The sequence below is a fragment of the Afifella pfennigii DSM 17143 genome, from assembly GCF_000688515.1.
Taxonomy (GTDB): domain Bacteria; phylum Pseudomonadota; class Alphaproteobacteria; order Rhizobiales; family Afifellaceae; genus Afifella; species Afifella pfennigii.
Genome location: NZ_JHZK01000029.1, coordinates 31,827 through 46,889, shown reverse-complemented (window position 1 = coordinate 46,889; position 15,063 = coordinate 31,827). Strand labels below are relative to the sequence as shown.

General features: G+C 67.9%; 14 protein-coding genes. All 14 read right to left on the bottom strand.

Annotated features, from left to right (window positions below; all coding sequences use genetic code 11):
• Positions 1-154: 154 nt before the first annotated feature.
• Complete coding sequence (locus Q331_RS0116385) at positions 155-748, bottom strand: LysE family translocator (protein ID WP_026381566.1); 594 nt, start codon at positions 746-748, stop codon at positions 155-157.
• A 160-nt stretch (positions 749-908) separates the two neighbouring features.
• Positions 909-1,466 carry an HNH endonuclease gene (locus Q331_RS0116380; RefSeq protein ID WP_026381565.1) on the bottom strand — a complete coding sequence of 186 codons (558 nt, stop codon included), beginning with the start codon at positions 1,464-1,466 and terminating at the stop codon, positions 909-911.
• A 140-nt stretch (positions 1,467-1,606) separates the two neighbouring features.
• The gene (locus tag Q331_RS0116375) at positions 1,607-2,269 is read right to left on the bottom strand and encodes an alpha/beta hydrolase (protein WP_210164979.1); all 663 of its coding nucleotides are present in this window, start codon (positions 2,267-2,269) and stop codon (positions 1,607-1,609) included.
• Positions 2,270-2,896: a DNA-3-methyladenine glycosylase family protein gene (locus Q331_RS0116370; RefSeq protein ID WP_034492747.1), complete on the bottom strand. Its 627-nt coding sequence runs from the start codon at positions 2,894-2,896 to the stop codon at positions 2,270-2,272.
• Positions 2,897-2,913: 17 nt separating this feature from the next.
• The gene (locus Q331_RS0116365; protein ID WP_245615706.1) at positions 2,914-3,807 is read right to left on the bottom strand and encodes a lytic transglycosylase domain-containing protein; all 894 of its coding nucleotides are present in this window, start codon (positions 3,805-3,807) and stop codon (positions 2,914-2,916) included.
• Between the two features lie 10 nt (positions 3,808-3,817).
• Positions 3,818-4,417, bottom strand: coding sequence for a tRNA-specific adenosine deaminase (locus tag Q331_RS0116360; RefSeq protein ID WP_026381561.1), 600 nt, complete (start codon positions 4,415-4,417; stop codon positions 3,818-3,820).
• The gene (gene ispG, locus Q331_RS0116355; RefSeq protein ID WP_026381560.1) at positions 4,407-5,690 is read right to left on the bottom strand and encodes a flavodoxin-dependent (E)-4-hydroxy-3-methylbut-2-enyl-diphosphate synthase; all 1,284 of its coding nucleotides are present in this window, start codon (positions 5,688-5,690) and stop codon (positions 4,407-4,409) included. The genes Q331_RS0116360 and ispG overlap by 11 nt, the downstream gene beginning before the upstream one ends.
• 94 nt (positions 5,691-5,784) lie before the next feature.
• Entirely contained in the window at positions 5,785-7,122 is a 1,338-nt protein-coding gene (gene glmM / locus Q331_RS0116350) for a phosphoglucosamine mutase (protein WP_026381559.1), read from the bottom strand.
• A 235-nt stretch (positions 7,123-7,357) separates the two neighbouring features.
• On the bottom strand, positions 7,358-9,280 hold the full coding sequence (gene ftsH, locus Q331_RS0116345) for an ATP-dependent zinc metalloprotease FtsH (RefSeq protein WP_026381558.1): 1,923 nt from the start codon (positions 9,278-9,280) through the stop codon (positions 7,358-7,360).
• 160 nt (positions 9,281-9,440) lie between these two features.
• Positions 9,441-10,823, bottom strand: coding sequence for a tRNA lysidine(34) synthetase TilS (tilS, locus tag Q331_RS23225; RefSeq protein WP_156953387.1), 1,383 nt, complete (start codon positions 10,821-10,823; stop codon positions 9,441-9,443).
• On the bottom strand, positions 10,789-11,823 hold the full coding sequence (ybgF, locus tag Q331_RS23220; RefSeq protein ID WP_051631272.1) for a tol-pal system protein YbgF: 1,035 nt from the start codon (positions 11,821-11,823) through the stop codon (positions 10,789-10,791). Before ybgF ends, tilS begins: the two co-directional genes overlap by 35 nt.
• Positions 11,824-11,960: 137 nt before the next feature.
• Positions 11,961-12,452, bottom strand: a complete 492-nt coding sequence (gene pal / locus Q331_RS0116330) for a peptidoglycan-associated lipoprotein Pal (protein WP_084175110.1) — start codon at positions 12,450-12,452, stop codon at positions 11,961-11,963.
• Between the two features lie 254 nt (positions 12,453-12,706).
• Positions 12,707-14,041, bottom strand: a complete 1,335-nt coding sequence (gene tolB / locus Q331_RS0116325; protein ID WP_034492731.1) for a Tol-Pal system beta propeller repeat protein TolB — start codon at positions 14,039-14,041, stop codon at positions 12,707-12,709.
• Positions 14,042-14,078: 37 nt separating this feature from the next.
• The gene (locus Q331_RS0116320; protein ID WP_026381555.1) at positions 14,079-15,062 is read right to left on the bottom strand and encodes an energy transducer TonB; all 984 of its coding nucleotides are present in this window, start codon (positions 15,060-15,062) and stop codon (positions 14,079-14,081) included.
• Position 15,063: the final 1 nt, after the last annotated feature.

Genomic DNA, 15,063 nt, shown 5'->3' with positions numbered 1-15,063 from the left:
CGCAGGCTCAAGCCACCGAATCCTGCAAAACCGAAACCTTGCGAGAGACCGAAATCCGTCGACTATCAGCCGCTTATGCGTTCTTCACAGTCAACCCAAGAACCTTGCCGCAAAATCGCCGCGGCAGAACGCATCCATCAAGGCATGACGGGCTCTAAATCGCCAGGACAAGGGCGAGCGAGGCGACGAGCAGCACGGCGAAGGTGACGTTGATGAGGCGGCTTGCCACCGGGTTTCGGAACCAACGCGTCAGCGCTGCGCCGGCGAACAACCAGCCGATGTCCAGCGTGCCGACGATGGCGATCAGCACCGCCATCTTCGCCGCCGCGTCCAGCACCACCGCCTCGCCGATGAGGACGAAGCCGGAGAAGAGCGCCGCCATCGCCGCATAGGCCTTCGGGTTGACCAGCGACAGGAAGATGCCGCCGGCGAAGGAGGGAGGGCGCCGCGTCGTATCGTGCTCGGCAAGCGCCGGCGCCGTGGCGATGCGCCAGGCGAGATAGAGAAAATAGGCGCCGGCCAGAAGGGTCATCGCCGGCGCCACACCCGGCAGCGCCAAGAGGAGGCCGACGACGCCGGCCGCGACGAGGCCCATGACGATGGTCGTGCCGATGAGGATGCCGCCGTAGAAGCGAAGGCCCTGGCGCGCGCCGAAGGCGGCGCCCGTCGCGGCGATGCTGAGCGTTGCCGGGCCCGGACTGCCGATAAGCGCGATGCCGGCCGCGATGAAGGAGATAAGCCCCTCCAAACCTCACCCTCCTCTCTCGCGCCCCCTCAAGGACCGAGCAAAGCGCAGCGGCCTTTCGGCGGCAAGCCCGGCGGGCCTTCAAAAAGGTGGGAAATGCCGTCGGCGGGTCGGCCCCGGCTGGGGGCGGAGCGGCGCCGGCGGGAGAGGATGGTGGGGCGCCTTACGGCTCCAGCTCGGCGTCCCAGTAGAGATAGTCCATCCAGCTTTCGTGCAGATAGTTCGGCGGGAAGCGCCGGCCGTTGCGGTGCAGATCGTAGGTCGTCGGCTCAAACGGCATGTGCCGCGGCCAGATCTTGATCTCTTCGCAGCTCTTGTTGCTCTTCTTCAGATTGCACGGCGCGCAGGCGGTGATGACGTTGGTCCAGGTCGTCTGCCCGCCCCGGGAGCGCGGCACCAGATGATCGAAGGTAAGATCCTCCGGCGAGCCGCAATAGGCGCATTCGAATCGGTCGCGAAGGAAGACGTTGAAACGGGTGAAGGCGGGGTTTCGCGAGGGCTTGATGTAGGTCTTCAAGGATACGACGGAGGGCAGCTTCATGGCGAAGCTCGGACTTCGTACCTGGAAGTCGTATTCTGAGACGATGTTCACCCGGTCCAGAAACACCGCCTTGATGGCGTCCTGCCAGGACCAGATCGACAGGGGATAGTAGCTGAGCGGCCGGTAATCGGCATTCAGAACGAGCGCCGGATGCGCGTTAGGCGAGACGTGTATCGTCATTGCGCGAAGCTTTGACCATCTGAATCGAGCGCCTCCCCCTCAAGGCGCCGCATACTATACGCTCCATGACAGGCTTGTGAAGCAGCCGGAAGATCGCATGTCGCAGCGCTTCTTCTTGGGCGCTCTTCGCCCGGCCAGCCTCACGCTTTCGGCAGGATCCGCTTGAGGAAGTGGCCGGCGATCTCCAGCCCGTCGGGGCCGATCCCGTGCCCGATGCCGCGGCTGATGTGCCATTCCACCGGGATCTGCGCCTGTGACAGGCCTTCCGCCGCCATGAACACGGCCTGGACGGGGATGAGCTCGTCCGCATCGCCATGGATGAGCAGCACCGGCGGCTTGTGCGCCGCCGGCGCCGCCACGGCGTTCTTGTCGGCCAGAAGGCCGGAGAAGCCGATAATGCCGGCAAGCCGCTTTTGCCGCAGCGGGCCGCAATGCAGCGCCATCATCGTGCCCTGCGAGAAGCCGACCAGCACCGTATGCGTCTCGTCGAGCCCGTGCCGCTGCATCTCCTGATCGAGGAAGCGGTCGAGCGAGGGCCGCGCCGCGGCCACGCCCCTGGCATAGACGTCGGCGTCGCGCTGCGTCAGATCGAACCATTGCCGCCCGCCCGGCGCGGCCGCGCATGGCTCCGGCGCATGCGGCGCGGCGAAGGCGGTGTCCGGCAGCGCCCGCCCCCATTCGCGGCCGATGGCGAGGAGGTCGTTACCGTCCGCCCCGAAGCCGTGCAGGAAGACGACGAGGCTCCGCGCCGTTCCTCCGGAAGCGGGCGGCAGGCGGGGTCCGTCGAGAAGGGTAATCGGCATTCAGGCAGCTCCGGTTGGTGTCGCATCGCGTATCGTCACGGCGTAATAGCGCCAGAACAGCCGCGCCGCGACACCCCGCCAGGGCGACCATGAAGCGGCGATGTCGCGCAGCTCCTTCTCGCCCGGCCGCGCCGGCATGGCGAAGGCGTGGCGCACGGCGTTCTGCAGGGCGATGTCGCCGGCCGGGAAGATATCGGCATGGCCGCAGCAGAAGAGGAGATAGACCTCCGCCGTCCACCGCCCGATGCCGTGCAGCGCCGTCATCGCCGCGATCGCCTCCTCCGCCGGCAGCTCGGTGAGCGCCTCGAAGCGAAAATCCGCCGCCGAGGCTTCGGCGAGCGCGCGCAGCGTGCGGATTTTCGGCCGCGACAGGCCGCAGGCGCGCAGCTCCTCCTCGCCGGCTGCGAGCACTGCCTGCGGCCCGATAGGGTCGAGCCGCTCGCCGAGACGCTGCCAGATCGTGTCGGCCGCCGCCTTGGAGAGCTGCTGGGCGACGACGATCTCCGCAAGCCCCTGATAGCCGCCGGCGCGCCGGCGCAGCGGCACCGTGCCGGCGCGCTCCATCACGGCGGCAAGCCGCGCATCCGCCTGGCGCAGATGGGCAAGGCCGCGCGCAATATCCTCCATGGCGTCGATGCGCGGGCTCACGAGCCTCTCGCCGGGTTCTTCATCACCAGGCAGGCGCCCCCCTTCTGGCGCAGGCGCGCGCAGATGGCGCCGGCCTCCTTGCGGCTCGGCGCCCCGAGCCGCACCGCGTAGATCGCCGCCCGCCCGCGCGCCGGACTGCGCGCGCGCACCACCATCGGCGCGTCCTCGCCGATGGCCGCGCCGTAGCGCGCCTTCAGCCGGGTGAAGGCGGAAAGCGCCGCCTGGCGCGAATGGCTTCCGGCCACCTGCGCGCCCCAGGGCTGCCATGCGCCGCTGTCGAGCGCGGCAAGGCGCAAGGAGGTGCGGCGCACCGGCAGCTTCTCGCAGGCTTCCAGGAAGGAGAGTTCTGCATCGAGCCTGAGGTCGCCGAGCTCCGCCCCCGCCTCGCGAAACGTCTCCGCCGGCTCGCCGGTGATGATGGCGACGAAGCCGCGCGTCTCCGCCGGCAGGCCGCTCGTGCCGGCCAGCCAGCGCCGCACCCGGTTCGGCCCGGCATTGTAGGCGGCCGCCGCCAGGCCCCAATTGCCGAAGGCGCTCCAGTGCTCCCTGAGATAGCTGGCCGAATGGTAGAGCGCCGAGGCGATGTCGAAGGGATCGGCGAGCCCCCTTTCGCGCGCCGTCGCCGGCATGAACTGGGCGATGCCCGCCGCCCCCTTGGGGCTGACGGCGTTGGCGTCGAAGCGGCTTTCCTGGAAGATGAGGCGGGCGAAGAAATCCGGGCTGAGGCCGAAGCGCCGCGCCTGCAGGGCGATGGCGCCGCATATAGCCGCCGGCTCGGCCTTCACCGGCTCCAGCTTCGGCGGCACCTTCGCGGGCGGGCCGATGCCGATGACGGCGCCCTCCTCGAAGGCGAGCGCCTGGCCGAAGCCCGGAAGCAGGAACGCCGCCACCAAGAAGGCCCTAGCTGAGCGCGATGCCGCTCCCGCCCTTTTTTGCCTGATAGGTCTCCGATAGCCGCGCATAAACCTTCGCCAGCGCCCCTTGCCGCTCCGCAAGCGCCCTGCGCTCCTCTTCTGGCGCCGCCGCGACGAGCTCTGAAAGCGCGCGCCCGCTCCAGAACGCGTTGTCGCGGCGATAGGCTCCGCCCTCAACGCCGAACACCTCGCGCAGAATGGCAAGATCGTGCGGAATGGAAAAGGCGTCGCGCGTATCCTCATAGGCGAAGAGATAGGTGAAATTGTCGAAGCCCGCCCAGGTGATCGCCGAAAGGCAGAGCGAGCAGGGCTCGTGCGTGGCCAGGAACAGGCACTCGCGCGCCGCCGGCCGAGCCGTCGCCGGGATGGCGAAAAAGGCGTTGAGCGCCGCCACCTCGCCGTGCAGGAGCGGGTTCTCGCGCTCCCGGTTGCTCGCGGCGACGACGAGCGAAAGATCGTCCTTCTTCAGGATGGCCGCGCCGAAGAGCTTGTTGCCGGCGACAACGCCCGCCTCCGTCAGCGGCACGATCTCCTCTTCGATGACGCTGAGATAGCGCGCCGCCACGCGGCCTGGCTCATGCGGCATCGTCTCGGCGCGCCGTCTCCCCGCCATAGCGCCTGGCGACGTATTCCTCCACCATCGCCGTGAAGTCGGCGGCAAGGTTCGGCCCGCGCAAAGTCGTCGCCTTCTCGCCGTCGATGAAGACCGGCGCCGCCGGCTGCTCGCCGGTGCCCGGCAGCGAGATGCCGATATCGGCGTGCTTGGATTCGCCCGGCCCGTTGACGATGCAGCCCATCACCGCCACCGACATTCGCTCCACGCCCGGATACGTCTCGCGCCAAGCCGGCATGCGCTCGGCGATATGGTTCTGGATGTCGCGCGCCAGCTCCTGGAACAGCGAGGAGGTGGTGCGCCCGCAGCCCGGACAGGCCGAGACGATGGGCAGGAACTGGCGAAAGCCCATGGTCTGCAAAAGCTCCTGGCAGGCCTTCACCTCCAGGGTGCGGTCGCCGCCGGGCTCCGGCGTCAGCGAATAGCGGATGGTGTCGCCGATGCCCTCCTGCAACAGGATGCCCATGGCGGCGGACGAGGCGATCAGCCCCTTGGAGCTCATACCGGCCTCCGTCAGGCCGAGATGCAGGGCATAGTCGCAGCGAGAGGCGAGCATCCGGTAGACGGCAATGAGCTGCTGCACGTCGGAGACCTTGGCCGACAGGATGATCTTTTCCTTCGCCAGGCCGAGCTCTTCCGCCCGCCCCGCCGACAGCAGCGCCGAGCGCACCATCGCCTCGCGCATCACCGCCGTCGCCGGCAGCGGCTTTTCCATCCTGCCGTTGTCGTCCATCAAGAGCGTCAGGAGCTCCTGGTCGAGCGAGCCCCAATTGACGCCGATCCTGACCGGCTTGTCGTAATGCAGCGCTTTGTCGATGATGGCGTCGAACTGGCTGACGCGCTTGTTGCGGAAGCCCACATTGCCGGGATTGATGCGGTATTTGGCGAGCGCCTCCGCGCAGGCCGGATGCTCCGCCAGGAGCTTGTGACCGATATAATGGAAGTCGCCGATGATCGGCACGTCGATGCCGGCGGCATGCAGCCTGTCGCGGATATGCGGCACGGCGGCGGCGGCCTCGTCGCGGTCGACGGTGACGCGCACCAATTCCGAGCCGGCGCGCGCCAGCGCGGCGACCTGCTTCACCGTCGCTTCCACGTCGGCGGTATCGGTATTGGTCATGGACTGGACCGCGATCGGCGCCTCGCCGCCGACGGTCACATCTCCGATCTTGACGGCGACGGAGCGCCGCCGCTGGGCGGGGCCCGCCTTGATGGCCAGATCGGCAAGGCTCGGACGATCCTGCATGCCAAGACAGGTGGCGAAGTCGCCGCCCGAAGTCAACGACCTTCCGTTCGCACGGCGCTGTGTCGCAACCCCTTCGGGGGGTTTGGATTGAGCCTCAGGCGGCGCGCTGCAGGGCCGAGACGATATCGTCGACGACCGAGGCGACCACGTCGCTGTCGTCGCCCTCGCCCATCACCCGGATCACCGGCTCCGTGCCGGAGGGGCGGATGACCAGCCGTCCGGTATTGCCGAGTTTGGTCTGCGCCTCGATGATGAGCTTCTGCACCGCCTCGCTGTCGAGCGGCTGATTGCCCTTGTAGCGCACGTTCTTCTTCACCTGCGGCACCGGCTCGAAGCGGTGGCAGACCTCGCTGACGGGCTTGCCCTCCTGGCACACCACGGCCAGCACCTGCAGGGCGGCGACGAGGCCGTCCCCGGTGGTAGAGAAGTCGGAGAGGATAATGTGGCCCGATTGCTCGCCACCGACATTGAAGCCGTGCTGGCGCATATATTCCGACACGTAGCGGTCGCCGACCGGCGTGCGCGCCAGCGACAGGCCGATGCCGGCGAGGAACCTTTCCAGGCCGAGATTGGACATGATGGTGGCGACGATGCCGTTGCCGGCCAGCCGCTGCTCCTGCTTCCAGAAGGAGGCGACCACCGCCATCAGCTGGTCGCCGTCGACCTCGTTGCCCTTGTCGTCGACGATGACGACACGGTCGGCGTCACCGTCCAGGGCGATGCCGACATCGGCACGCACCTCGTGCACCTTGCGCGCCAGCGCCTGCGGCGAGGTGGAGCCGACATCGCGGTTGATGTTGAAGCCGTCCGGATCGTCGCCGATGGCCACCACCTCCGCTCCCAGCTCCCAGAGCGCGGCCGGCGCGGCCTTGTAGGCGGCGCCGTTGGCGCAGTCCACCACAACCCGCAGCCCCTCGAAGGAGAGCTGGCGCGGCAGCGTGCGTTTGGCGAATTCGATATAGCGGTCGATCACCCCGTCGACGCGCTTGGCGCGGCCGAGCTCGCGCGGATTGGCGAGGCGGCGGGAAAGGTCGGAATCGATGAGCGACTCAATGGCGGTTTCCACCGCATCGGAGAGCTTGAAGCCGTCCGGCCCGAAAATCTTGATGCCGTTATCGGCGAAAGGATTGTGCGAGGCGGAAATCATCACCCCGTAATCGGCGCGCATGGAGCGCGTCAGCATGGCCACGGCCGGCGTCGGAATCGGGCCGAGAAGGAAGACGTCAACGCCCACGGAGGTGAAGCCCGCCACCAGCGCGTTCTCGATCATGTAGCCGGAAAGGCGCGTATCCTTGCCGATCACCACGCGCTGGCGATGGCCGTTGCGATAATGCAGGCCGATCGCTTGGCCAACCTTCATCGCCACTTCCGGCGTCATGGGATAGGTGTTCGCGGTTCCGCGAATGCCGTCCGTTCCGAAATAGTGTCGCATCTTGTCCTGCCCTACGGCTGGCCTTCCGGGGGCGCCTTGGCGCGCCTTGCCCTGGGCTCTTTTCTTGCCGCCGGCTGTGCTCCTTGTCATGAGCGCAGTGTGCCGAGCGATTCTCAAAGAAACATAAAGGCCCGGAGCGAACTCCGGGCCTCAAATTATGTATCGAAGTGTATCAGCGGCGCCATAGCATTTCGGCAACAATCCCCGATTGTCGCCCGGCGGCGCCGCGCCTTCCTCAGGTCGGCTGCGGCTCCAGCCCCGGTCCGCTGTCGCTGTCGGGGCGCTGGCGCGGGCCGGTGGAGGGCACGGCCGAACCCTTGGGCGGCGGCGTGTCGTCGCTCGGATCCTCACGCACCGGCCGCTTGCCGTTAAGCAGCGCCTTGATCTCGTCGCCCGAGAGCGTCTCGAACTCCAACAGACCCTGGGCCAGCGTCTCCAGCTGATCGTGATGCGTCGTCAGGATCTCGCGGGCCTTGTCGTAGCCCTCATCGACCAGGCGGCGCACCTCCGCGTCGATCTTCTGCGCCGTCTGCTCGGAGATGTTCTGCTGGCGCGCCACGGAATGGCCGAGGAAGACCTCTTCCTGGTTGTCGCCATAGGCGACGCGGCCGAGCTCGTCGGAGAAGCCCCAGCGGGTCACCATGGCGCGGGCGAGCTTGGTCGCCTGCTCGATGTCGGAGGCCGCGCCGGAGGTCACCCGGTCATGGCCGAAGACGATCTCCTCGGCGACGCGCCCGCCCATCATGATGGCCAGCCTTGAGGTCATCTGCTGATAGGTCATGGAGAGCTGGTCGCGTTCCGGCAGCTGCATGACCATGCCGAGCGCCCGTCCGCGCGGGATGATCGTCGCCTTATGCACCGGATCGGTGGAAGGCACGTTCAGCGCCACGATGGCATGGCCGCCCTCGTGATAGGCCGTCAGCCGCTTCTCGTCCTCCGTCATGACGAGGGTACGGCGCTCGGCGCCCATCATCACCTTGTCCTTGGCGTCCTCGAACTCCAGCATGGTGACGAGCCGCTTGCCGCGCCGGGCGGCGAGCAGCGCCGCCTCGTTGACCAGGTTCATCAGGTCGGCGCCGGAAAAGCCCGGCGTGCCGCGCGCCACGGTCTTCAAGTTGACGTCCGGCGCCAGCGGCACCTTGCGCGCATGCACTTTCAGGATCTTCTCGCGGCCCACCACGTCCGGGTTCGGCACCACCACCTGCCGGTCGAAGCGGCCGGGGCGCAGGAGCGCCGGATCGAGCACGTCCGGGCGGTTGGTGGCGGCGATCAGGATGATGCCCTCATTCGCCTCAAAGCCGTCCATCTCCACCAGGAGCTGGTTCAGCGTCTGCTCGCGCTCGTCGTTGCCGCCGCCCAGGCCGGCGCCGCGATGGCGGCCGACGGCGTCGATTTCGTCGATGAAGATGATGCAGGGCGAGTTCTTCTTCGCCTGCTCGAACATGTCGCGCACACGGCTGGCGCCCACGCCCACGAACATCTCCACGAAGTCGGAGCCGGAGATGGTGAAGAAGGGAACGCCCGCCTCGCCGGCGACGGCACGCGCGATCAGCGTCTTGCCGGTCCCCGGAGGCCCGACGAGCAGCACGCCGCGCGGAATGCGTCCGCCGAGGCGCTGGAATTTCTGCGGATCGCGCAGGAACTCCACGATCTCCTCAAGGTCTTCCTTGGCCTCGTCGACGCCGGCCACGTCCTCGAAGGTGACGCGCCCATGCGCCTCCGTCAGAAGCTTGGCCTTGGACTTGCCGAAGCCCATGGCGCGCCCGCCGGCTCCCTGCATCTGGCGCATGAAGAAGATCCATACGGCGATGAGCAGCAGCATCGGGAACCAGGAGATGAGCACGGAGAGGAAGGACATCTCGTTCTCATATGGCTCGGCGCGGATGGTCACGCCCTGGTCTTCCAGAAGACTGACGTATTCGGAGCCTGACGGAGCGTAAGTGACGAATCGCTTGCCGTCGCGATAGGCGCCCGCAATCTGCTGGCCGGAGATGGTGACGGATTTGACGTTGCCGTCCAACGTCTCGCTACGGAACTGCGAATAGGTGATTTCCTGCGTCGCACCCTCCCGAGACGGGCTCTGGAACAGGTTGAACAGAGCCACGAGCAAGAGGAGGATGACGATCCACAGCGCGAAATTGCGGAAATTCTGATTCATTCTGGTTTCCCCGATGGCGCTTTTGGGCGCCGGAACCCTACGGGCTTCCTTGCGACAATCTCCTAGATAGGTTGCAAGGTTGTTGATGTGAAGGCAAAGACGCCGCCGCGAGGCGATTCCGGCCTTCCTTCTACCGCTCTTTGCGCCGCGTTTGCACGTTTCACGCCTTCGCGAGCGCCGCGCGCCCCGCCGCGCCCGGCAGGCGGTTTTCCACCATCAGCCGGTCGTAGAGGCCGCCGAGATGCCGGTCTTTGAGGCGCGCGGCGATGATCGGCGTCGCCTCAAGATCGCTGCGGCAGCCTTGCGGGGCCTTCGCCGCCAGGCATGGCGGCACGGCGAGGCAGGTCTCGCCTGCAAACAGCGCCGGCAGGCTGCGCTCCGCCTCCCCGCCCCGCCCCGTAACCCCGAAGCCTGCCAGCCGCGTGCCGGACGCGGCGCGAGGATGCGGCGCGACGATATATCGCCCGTCGAAGATGATGGGCGCGCCGCTATCGGCGGCGAGCGGCGCCGGACCCTCGCGTCCCCATTCGCGCCACAGCGAAAGGCCCTCCGCGGCAAGGGAAATCTGCGCCCCGTGCAAGGTATGGCGCGCTGCGCCCTCGCCCGCCATTGCCGCGCCGAGTGCAGCGTCGAGGGCGGCGAGCTTGTCGCGCGTGGGAGCGGAAGTGGCACCGGCGGCCGCTATCACCAGGCGGCGCACCGCCGCCAGCCAGGCCTCCTCGCCAAGACGGTTGCGCCAGCCGCCTGGCCGCGGCAGATGGATCACCCCCGTCTCTGAAACCTCCGCCTCGGCAAGCGCGCCCTCGGCCTCCGCCTCGAACGCGGCGGCGATGGTCCTCTGGCGGTTGGCGAAATCGACAAGCCGCGCCGCGTCGATGCCGATTGCGGCGAGCGCCGGCATCGCCGCGCGGATGCGCGCCCGCTCGAAGGCCGGGTCGCGGTTGCTGGGATCCTCGACCTTCGGCAAGCCGAGTGCGGCGCAGGTCGTGGCGAGCTCCGCCCTGGCAACGCCGAGGAAGGGCCTGCCGATCTGCGGCCAGCCTTCACGGAGAAGAGACGGCTCGATGCCAGCGAGCGCCCGCGGCTCGGAGCTGCGCGCAAGGCGCATCAGCACCGTCTCGGCGACATCGTCGCGATGATGCGCCGTCAGGACGGCGCCGAGCCCGGCCTCTTTCGCCACCCCGATCGCCGCGGCGTATCGGGCGAGCCTTGCTGCAGCCTGCAGGCCGCTCCTGGGCCGCACCGCCGCCGGCCAGCGCCGCACATGATGCTTGAGGCCGAGCTCTCCGCAGGCACGCGCTACCGCCGCGGCCTCCGCGCCGCTTTCTTCTCGCAGCCCGTGGTCGAAGGTGAAGGCTTCCGGCTTGCGCCCACCGCGTTTTGCCGCCAGCCGTGCCGAAAGGCCGAGAAGAGCCATGGAATCGGGCCCGCCTGAGACGGCGATGAGCGCGCCCTTGGCCAGCCAGACAGCCAGCAGGGCCTCTGCTTGCCGCTCGTCGAGCGCCGCCTCAGCAGCCGGCGCGCTGGGCTTCGCTGGCGACACGGTTGGCGAGCGCACCGGAGGCGTCGGGATATTTGCGCGTCACCTCCTCGAAGGTGGCGCAGGCCGCGTCCTTCTCACCGAGCGCGGCCAGCGACATGCCGAGCTTCATCAGCGCGTCCGGCGCTTTGCGGCTGTCGGGCGCCGTCTTGTAGAGTTCCAGGAAGGTATTGGCTGCGGCCCGATGCTTTTCTTGCTGCAACAGGCTCTCGCCGAGCCAGAAGCGGGCGTCGTTCGCCTGCGCCTCGTTCGGGAAACGTTCAAGCCAAGCGGAAAAGCTGCGCTCCGCATCGGCGTAGTCGCCGGTCAGGATATAGCCATAGGCGAAATCGTAATCCTGCCGGGGATCGCCGGAAAGCGAGGCGAGCGCAGCACCGCTCTGGGCCGACCCGTCCATGGACGCGGCGCGCTCGCCCGCATCCATACCGCCGCCAACGGGCGCGGTGCTGCCGGTGGGGGGCTGACCTGCGCTGACGGAACCGCCCATCGCACCGCTTTCTGAAAGGCCGGGCGCCTGCATGGTCGGCGCACCGTTAAAGCCGCCGCCACTGCCTCCGCCGGCGAGTTCCGACAGATCGATCGGCGCGCCCGCATCGAAGCCAGGTCCGGCGCTCGCCGGATCGCCCGCCCCGTCCGGAGCGATGCGCGGATCGTCCGGCGCGATACTGAAAGTGCCGAGATCCTGCGGCGGTGCCCCGGCCATAGCGCTGGAATTGTCGCCCGGCGCGGCCATGTCGCCGCTGCCGAGCTGGCCCGGCATGCCGAAGCCCTGATCCATCGGCTGGCCGCCCGAATCATCCGGCGGGCCGGCGATACCGGCCTGCTGGCGCGTCTGGCGCAGCTCGTATTGCAATCGTTCAACTTCGCCGGTCAGCTCGCGCACGCGCTGCTCCAGCTGCTGGATATAGAGCCGCATCTGCCCAATCTCTTGCGAGCTTTGGGCGCTGGCGGCACCCGGCGCCAGGAGAAGGGCGACCACAACGAGAAGAAAACGTCCGCTCATGGCATCGTCGCTAGCATGATCTGAGGATGGCGCACCACCTCCAGATCAATCGGGCTAAACTTCGACGAAGCTCTGGCAGCAACAAGAAAAGGCGGCCGGGGCCGCCTTTTGCGTTCTGTGTTGCGCCCCGGCGACGGTTATGCGCCGGCGCCGCTCACCACGGTGACGGCGCGCCGGTTCTGGTTCCAGCAGGAGGGATCATCACAGACCGCCACCGGCCTTTCCTTGCCGTAGGAGATGGTCCGCATGCGCGAGGGATTGACGCCGCGCGAAGCGAGATAATCGCGCGTCGCCGCCGCGCGCCGGGCGCCGAGGGCGAGGTTGTATTCGCGCGTGCCGCGCTCGTCGGCATGGCCTTCGACGGTGACCTGGTAGCTCGGATACTGACCGAGCCAGGCCGCCTGGCGGTCGAGCGTGGCGCGCGCCTCCGGCGTCAGCGAAGAGGAATCGACGGTGAAGAAGACGCGGTCGCCGACATTCACCTGAAAGTCTTGCGGGCTGCCGGGCGTCGCCGCCCCGGCGCTGGCGAGATCGACCGCCTTTTGCTGATTGGCGCAGCCGGCCGCTGTGAGAACCACCGCCATGCCGAGCGCGGTAAGGAGAACGCGAAAGTTCAGGCGAGAGGTCATCGCCGCTAGCTCCTGAAATGAGGCTGTCCGGGGTCAATACCCGGTTAGGGTTACGAATGGGTCAAGAGGGATGGTTAACCCGTTGTGAATTGCTGAGGGTCCGGCGAGACCGGCGCCCCGTTGCCTGCGGCGAGCGATGCGAGCCGAATGCGGCGGAAGCTTGGCGACCCACGCCCGGCTCCCTGCGCTTCTTTTGCCGCGTTGCAGCCGCGCCACCCATGCCGCCCGGGCCTACCGCGATCAGCGATCGCCCGTCAGTCGAGCGGCGGGCTCCAGGCCGGATCGGAAGCGAAGTTCGGCGTAGGCACGCGCTGCTCGTTATAGCCGGTGATATCGACCGAGTAGAGCTGCGGTCCGCCGCTTCCCGGCTGATCGCGAAAGAACATCAGCACCCTTCCGTTGGGCGCCCAGGTGGGGCCCTCGTTGTGGAAGCCCTCCGTGATGATGCGTTCGGCGGAACCGTCCGGCGCCATCACGCCGATGGCGAAGCGCCCGCCACCTTGCTTGGTGAAGGCAATGGCATCGCCCCGCGGCGACCAGACCGGGGTGGCATAGCGGCCCTCGCCGAAGGAGATGCGCTGCGCCTGCCCACCCTCCGCGCTCATCACGTAAAGTTGCTGACTGCCGCCGCGGTCGGATTCAAACACGATGCGCCGCCCGTCCGGCGAAAAGGAGGGCGCCGTGTCGATGGAGGGCGAATCGGTAAGCCGCGTCATCTGCCGAGTCCTGAGGTCGAGCAGATAGATGTTGGAATTGCCCCCTTGCGCGAGCGACATCACCACCTTCTGCCCGTCCGGCGAGAAGCGCGGCGAGAAGGTCATATTGGAGAAATTGCCGATCTTCTCGCGCTGGCCGTTCTCCGTGTTGAGGAGATAAACCTGCCATTGATCGCCCGACAGCGCCGCATAGGTGATTTCCTGGCGCGAGGGCGAGAAGCGCGGCGTCAGCACCAGGTCCTGGCCGCTGGTGAGGTAGCGCACATTCGCCCCGTCCTGATCCATCAGCGCCAGGCGCTTGACGCGTGCATCCTTCGGCCCGCTCTCGTCGACGAAGACGATGCGGGTGTCGAAATAACCCTTCTCGCCGGTCAGCCGCTCATAGATGGCGTCGGCGATGATATGCGCCACGCGCCGCCAATTGTCCGCGCTCGCCACGAATTGCTGGCCGGTCAGCTGCTGGCCGGCGAAGATGTCCCACAGACGGAACTCCGCCTGGACGCGCCCGTCCGGCGTTGGCGCCACGCGCCCGGAAACCAGTGCCTGGGCGTTGAGAGGCCGCCAATTGGCGAAGTTCGGCGTCACGTTCGGCGGGATCACCGGCTCGATGAAGGCCGCTGGGTCGACCGGCGCGAACAGGCCGGAGCGCCTCAGATCGGCGGTGATGACGTCGGAGATGTTTTTCGACAGCTCCTCCACCTGGCCGCTCGCGCCGACGAAGGGCGGGATGGCGATCGGCATCGGCTGGATGGTGCCGCGGGTAATGTCAACGCGCAGCTGCGCCGTCGCACTGCTGGCGAACGCCACCAGCGACAACGCCAGCACGGCCAGGAGCGGCAAGGCCGGGCCTTTCAGGTGACGGGCAAAGGACATAAGCAGAATAGCTCCGTGAAATTCCGGTCGTGTGGACCTAGCCGCCGAGCATCTCGCTCGGATCGAAGGTGAACTCGATCTCCCGCCATAGGCTGTATTTTTCCGGCGGAAGCATGTCATAGGGCGCACATAGCTGCACGGCCCGGATGGCACTCTCCGCCGCAATGGTGGAAAGCGGGTCGAAGCCGAGCCCGACCGGCGAGGGCGGGGCGGCGAGACGGCCATCCGGCTCCAGGCGGATGGCGATGGTGACGCGCAGATTGCCCGCCTGCCGCACGCCGATAGGCGGATTCCAGCACTGATAGAGCCGTGCCTTCAAGGCCTCGATCTCGCTCTGTGTCATCGCCGCGTCCGTGCTGCCCTCGCGCGCCCCGAAGGTCTGCGGCTCCGGCTCGGGATTGGGGTCTCCGCCGCCGCGCGGCTCCTGCTTGTTGAGCAGCGCGGCGATGTCGTCGGGGCTGAAATCGCGCTCTTGCTCCTGGCTCTGAGCCACCGTGCGCCGCGGCTCGGCCGGCGCCTCCGCCGGCTTCGGCGGGCGCACATCCTTGGGCGGCGTCGGCCGGCTCTTCGGCAGCGCGGCCAGTGCCGGCGCCTCCGGGGTCGCGGCCGCTTCCGGTGCTTTTTCCGGCTGCGGTTCCGGCTCGGGCGCCGGTTCCGGCTCCGGTTCGGGCCTCAGCGCGGCGACCTCCTCCTCGCGCTGCGGCTCCTGCGCCGGCTTGGGCGCCGGTGCGGGGGCCGGCTCCTGCGCCGCCTCCACCGGCTTTTCGGCCGGTTCTTCGGCGGGCTTCGGCTCTGGCACTTCGGCGAGCGTTTGGGGCTTGGGCTGCGGCGTCTCATCCGGCTGCGGCTCGGCCTGCTTGGAGCCGGCACGCAGATCCGTCACCTCGTCGATCGGCACCAGATCGACCGGCAGCGCCTCGATATCGTCGACCGTGAAGGGCTTGGCGTCCGGAAACGCGAAGAAGCCGAGCGAGACGAGCGCCAGGTGGCCGATGAGGGAGACGCTGAGACCGACACGCATC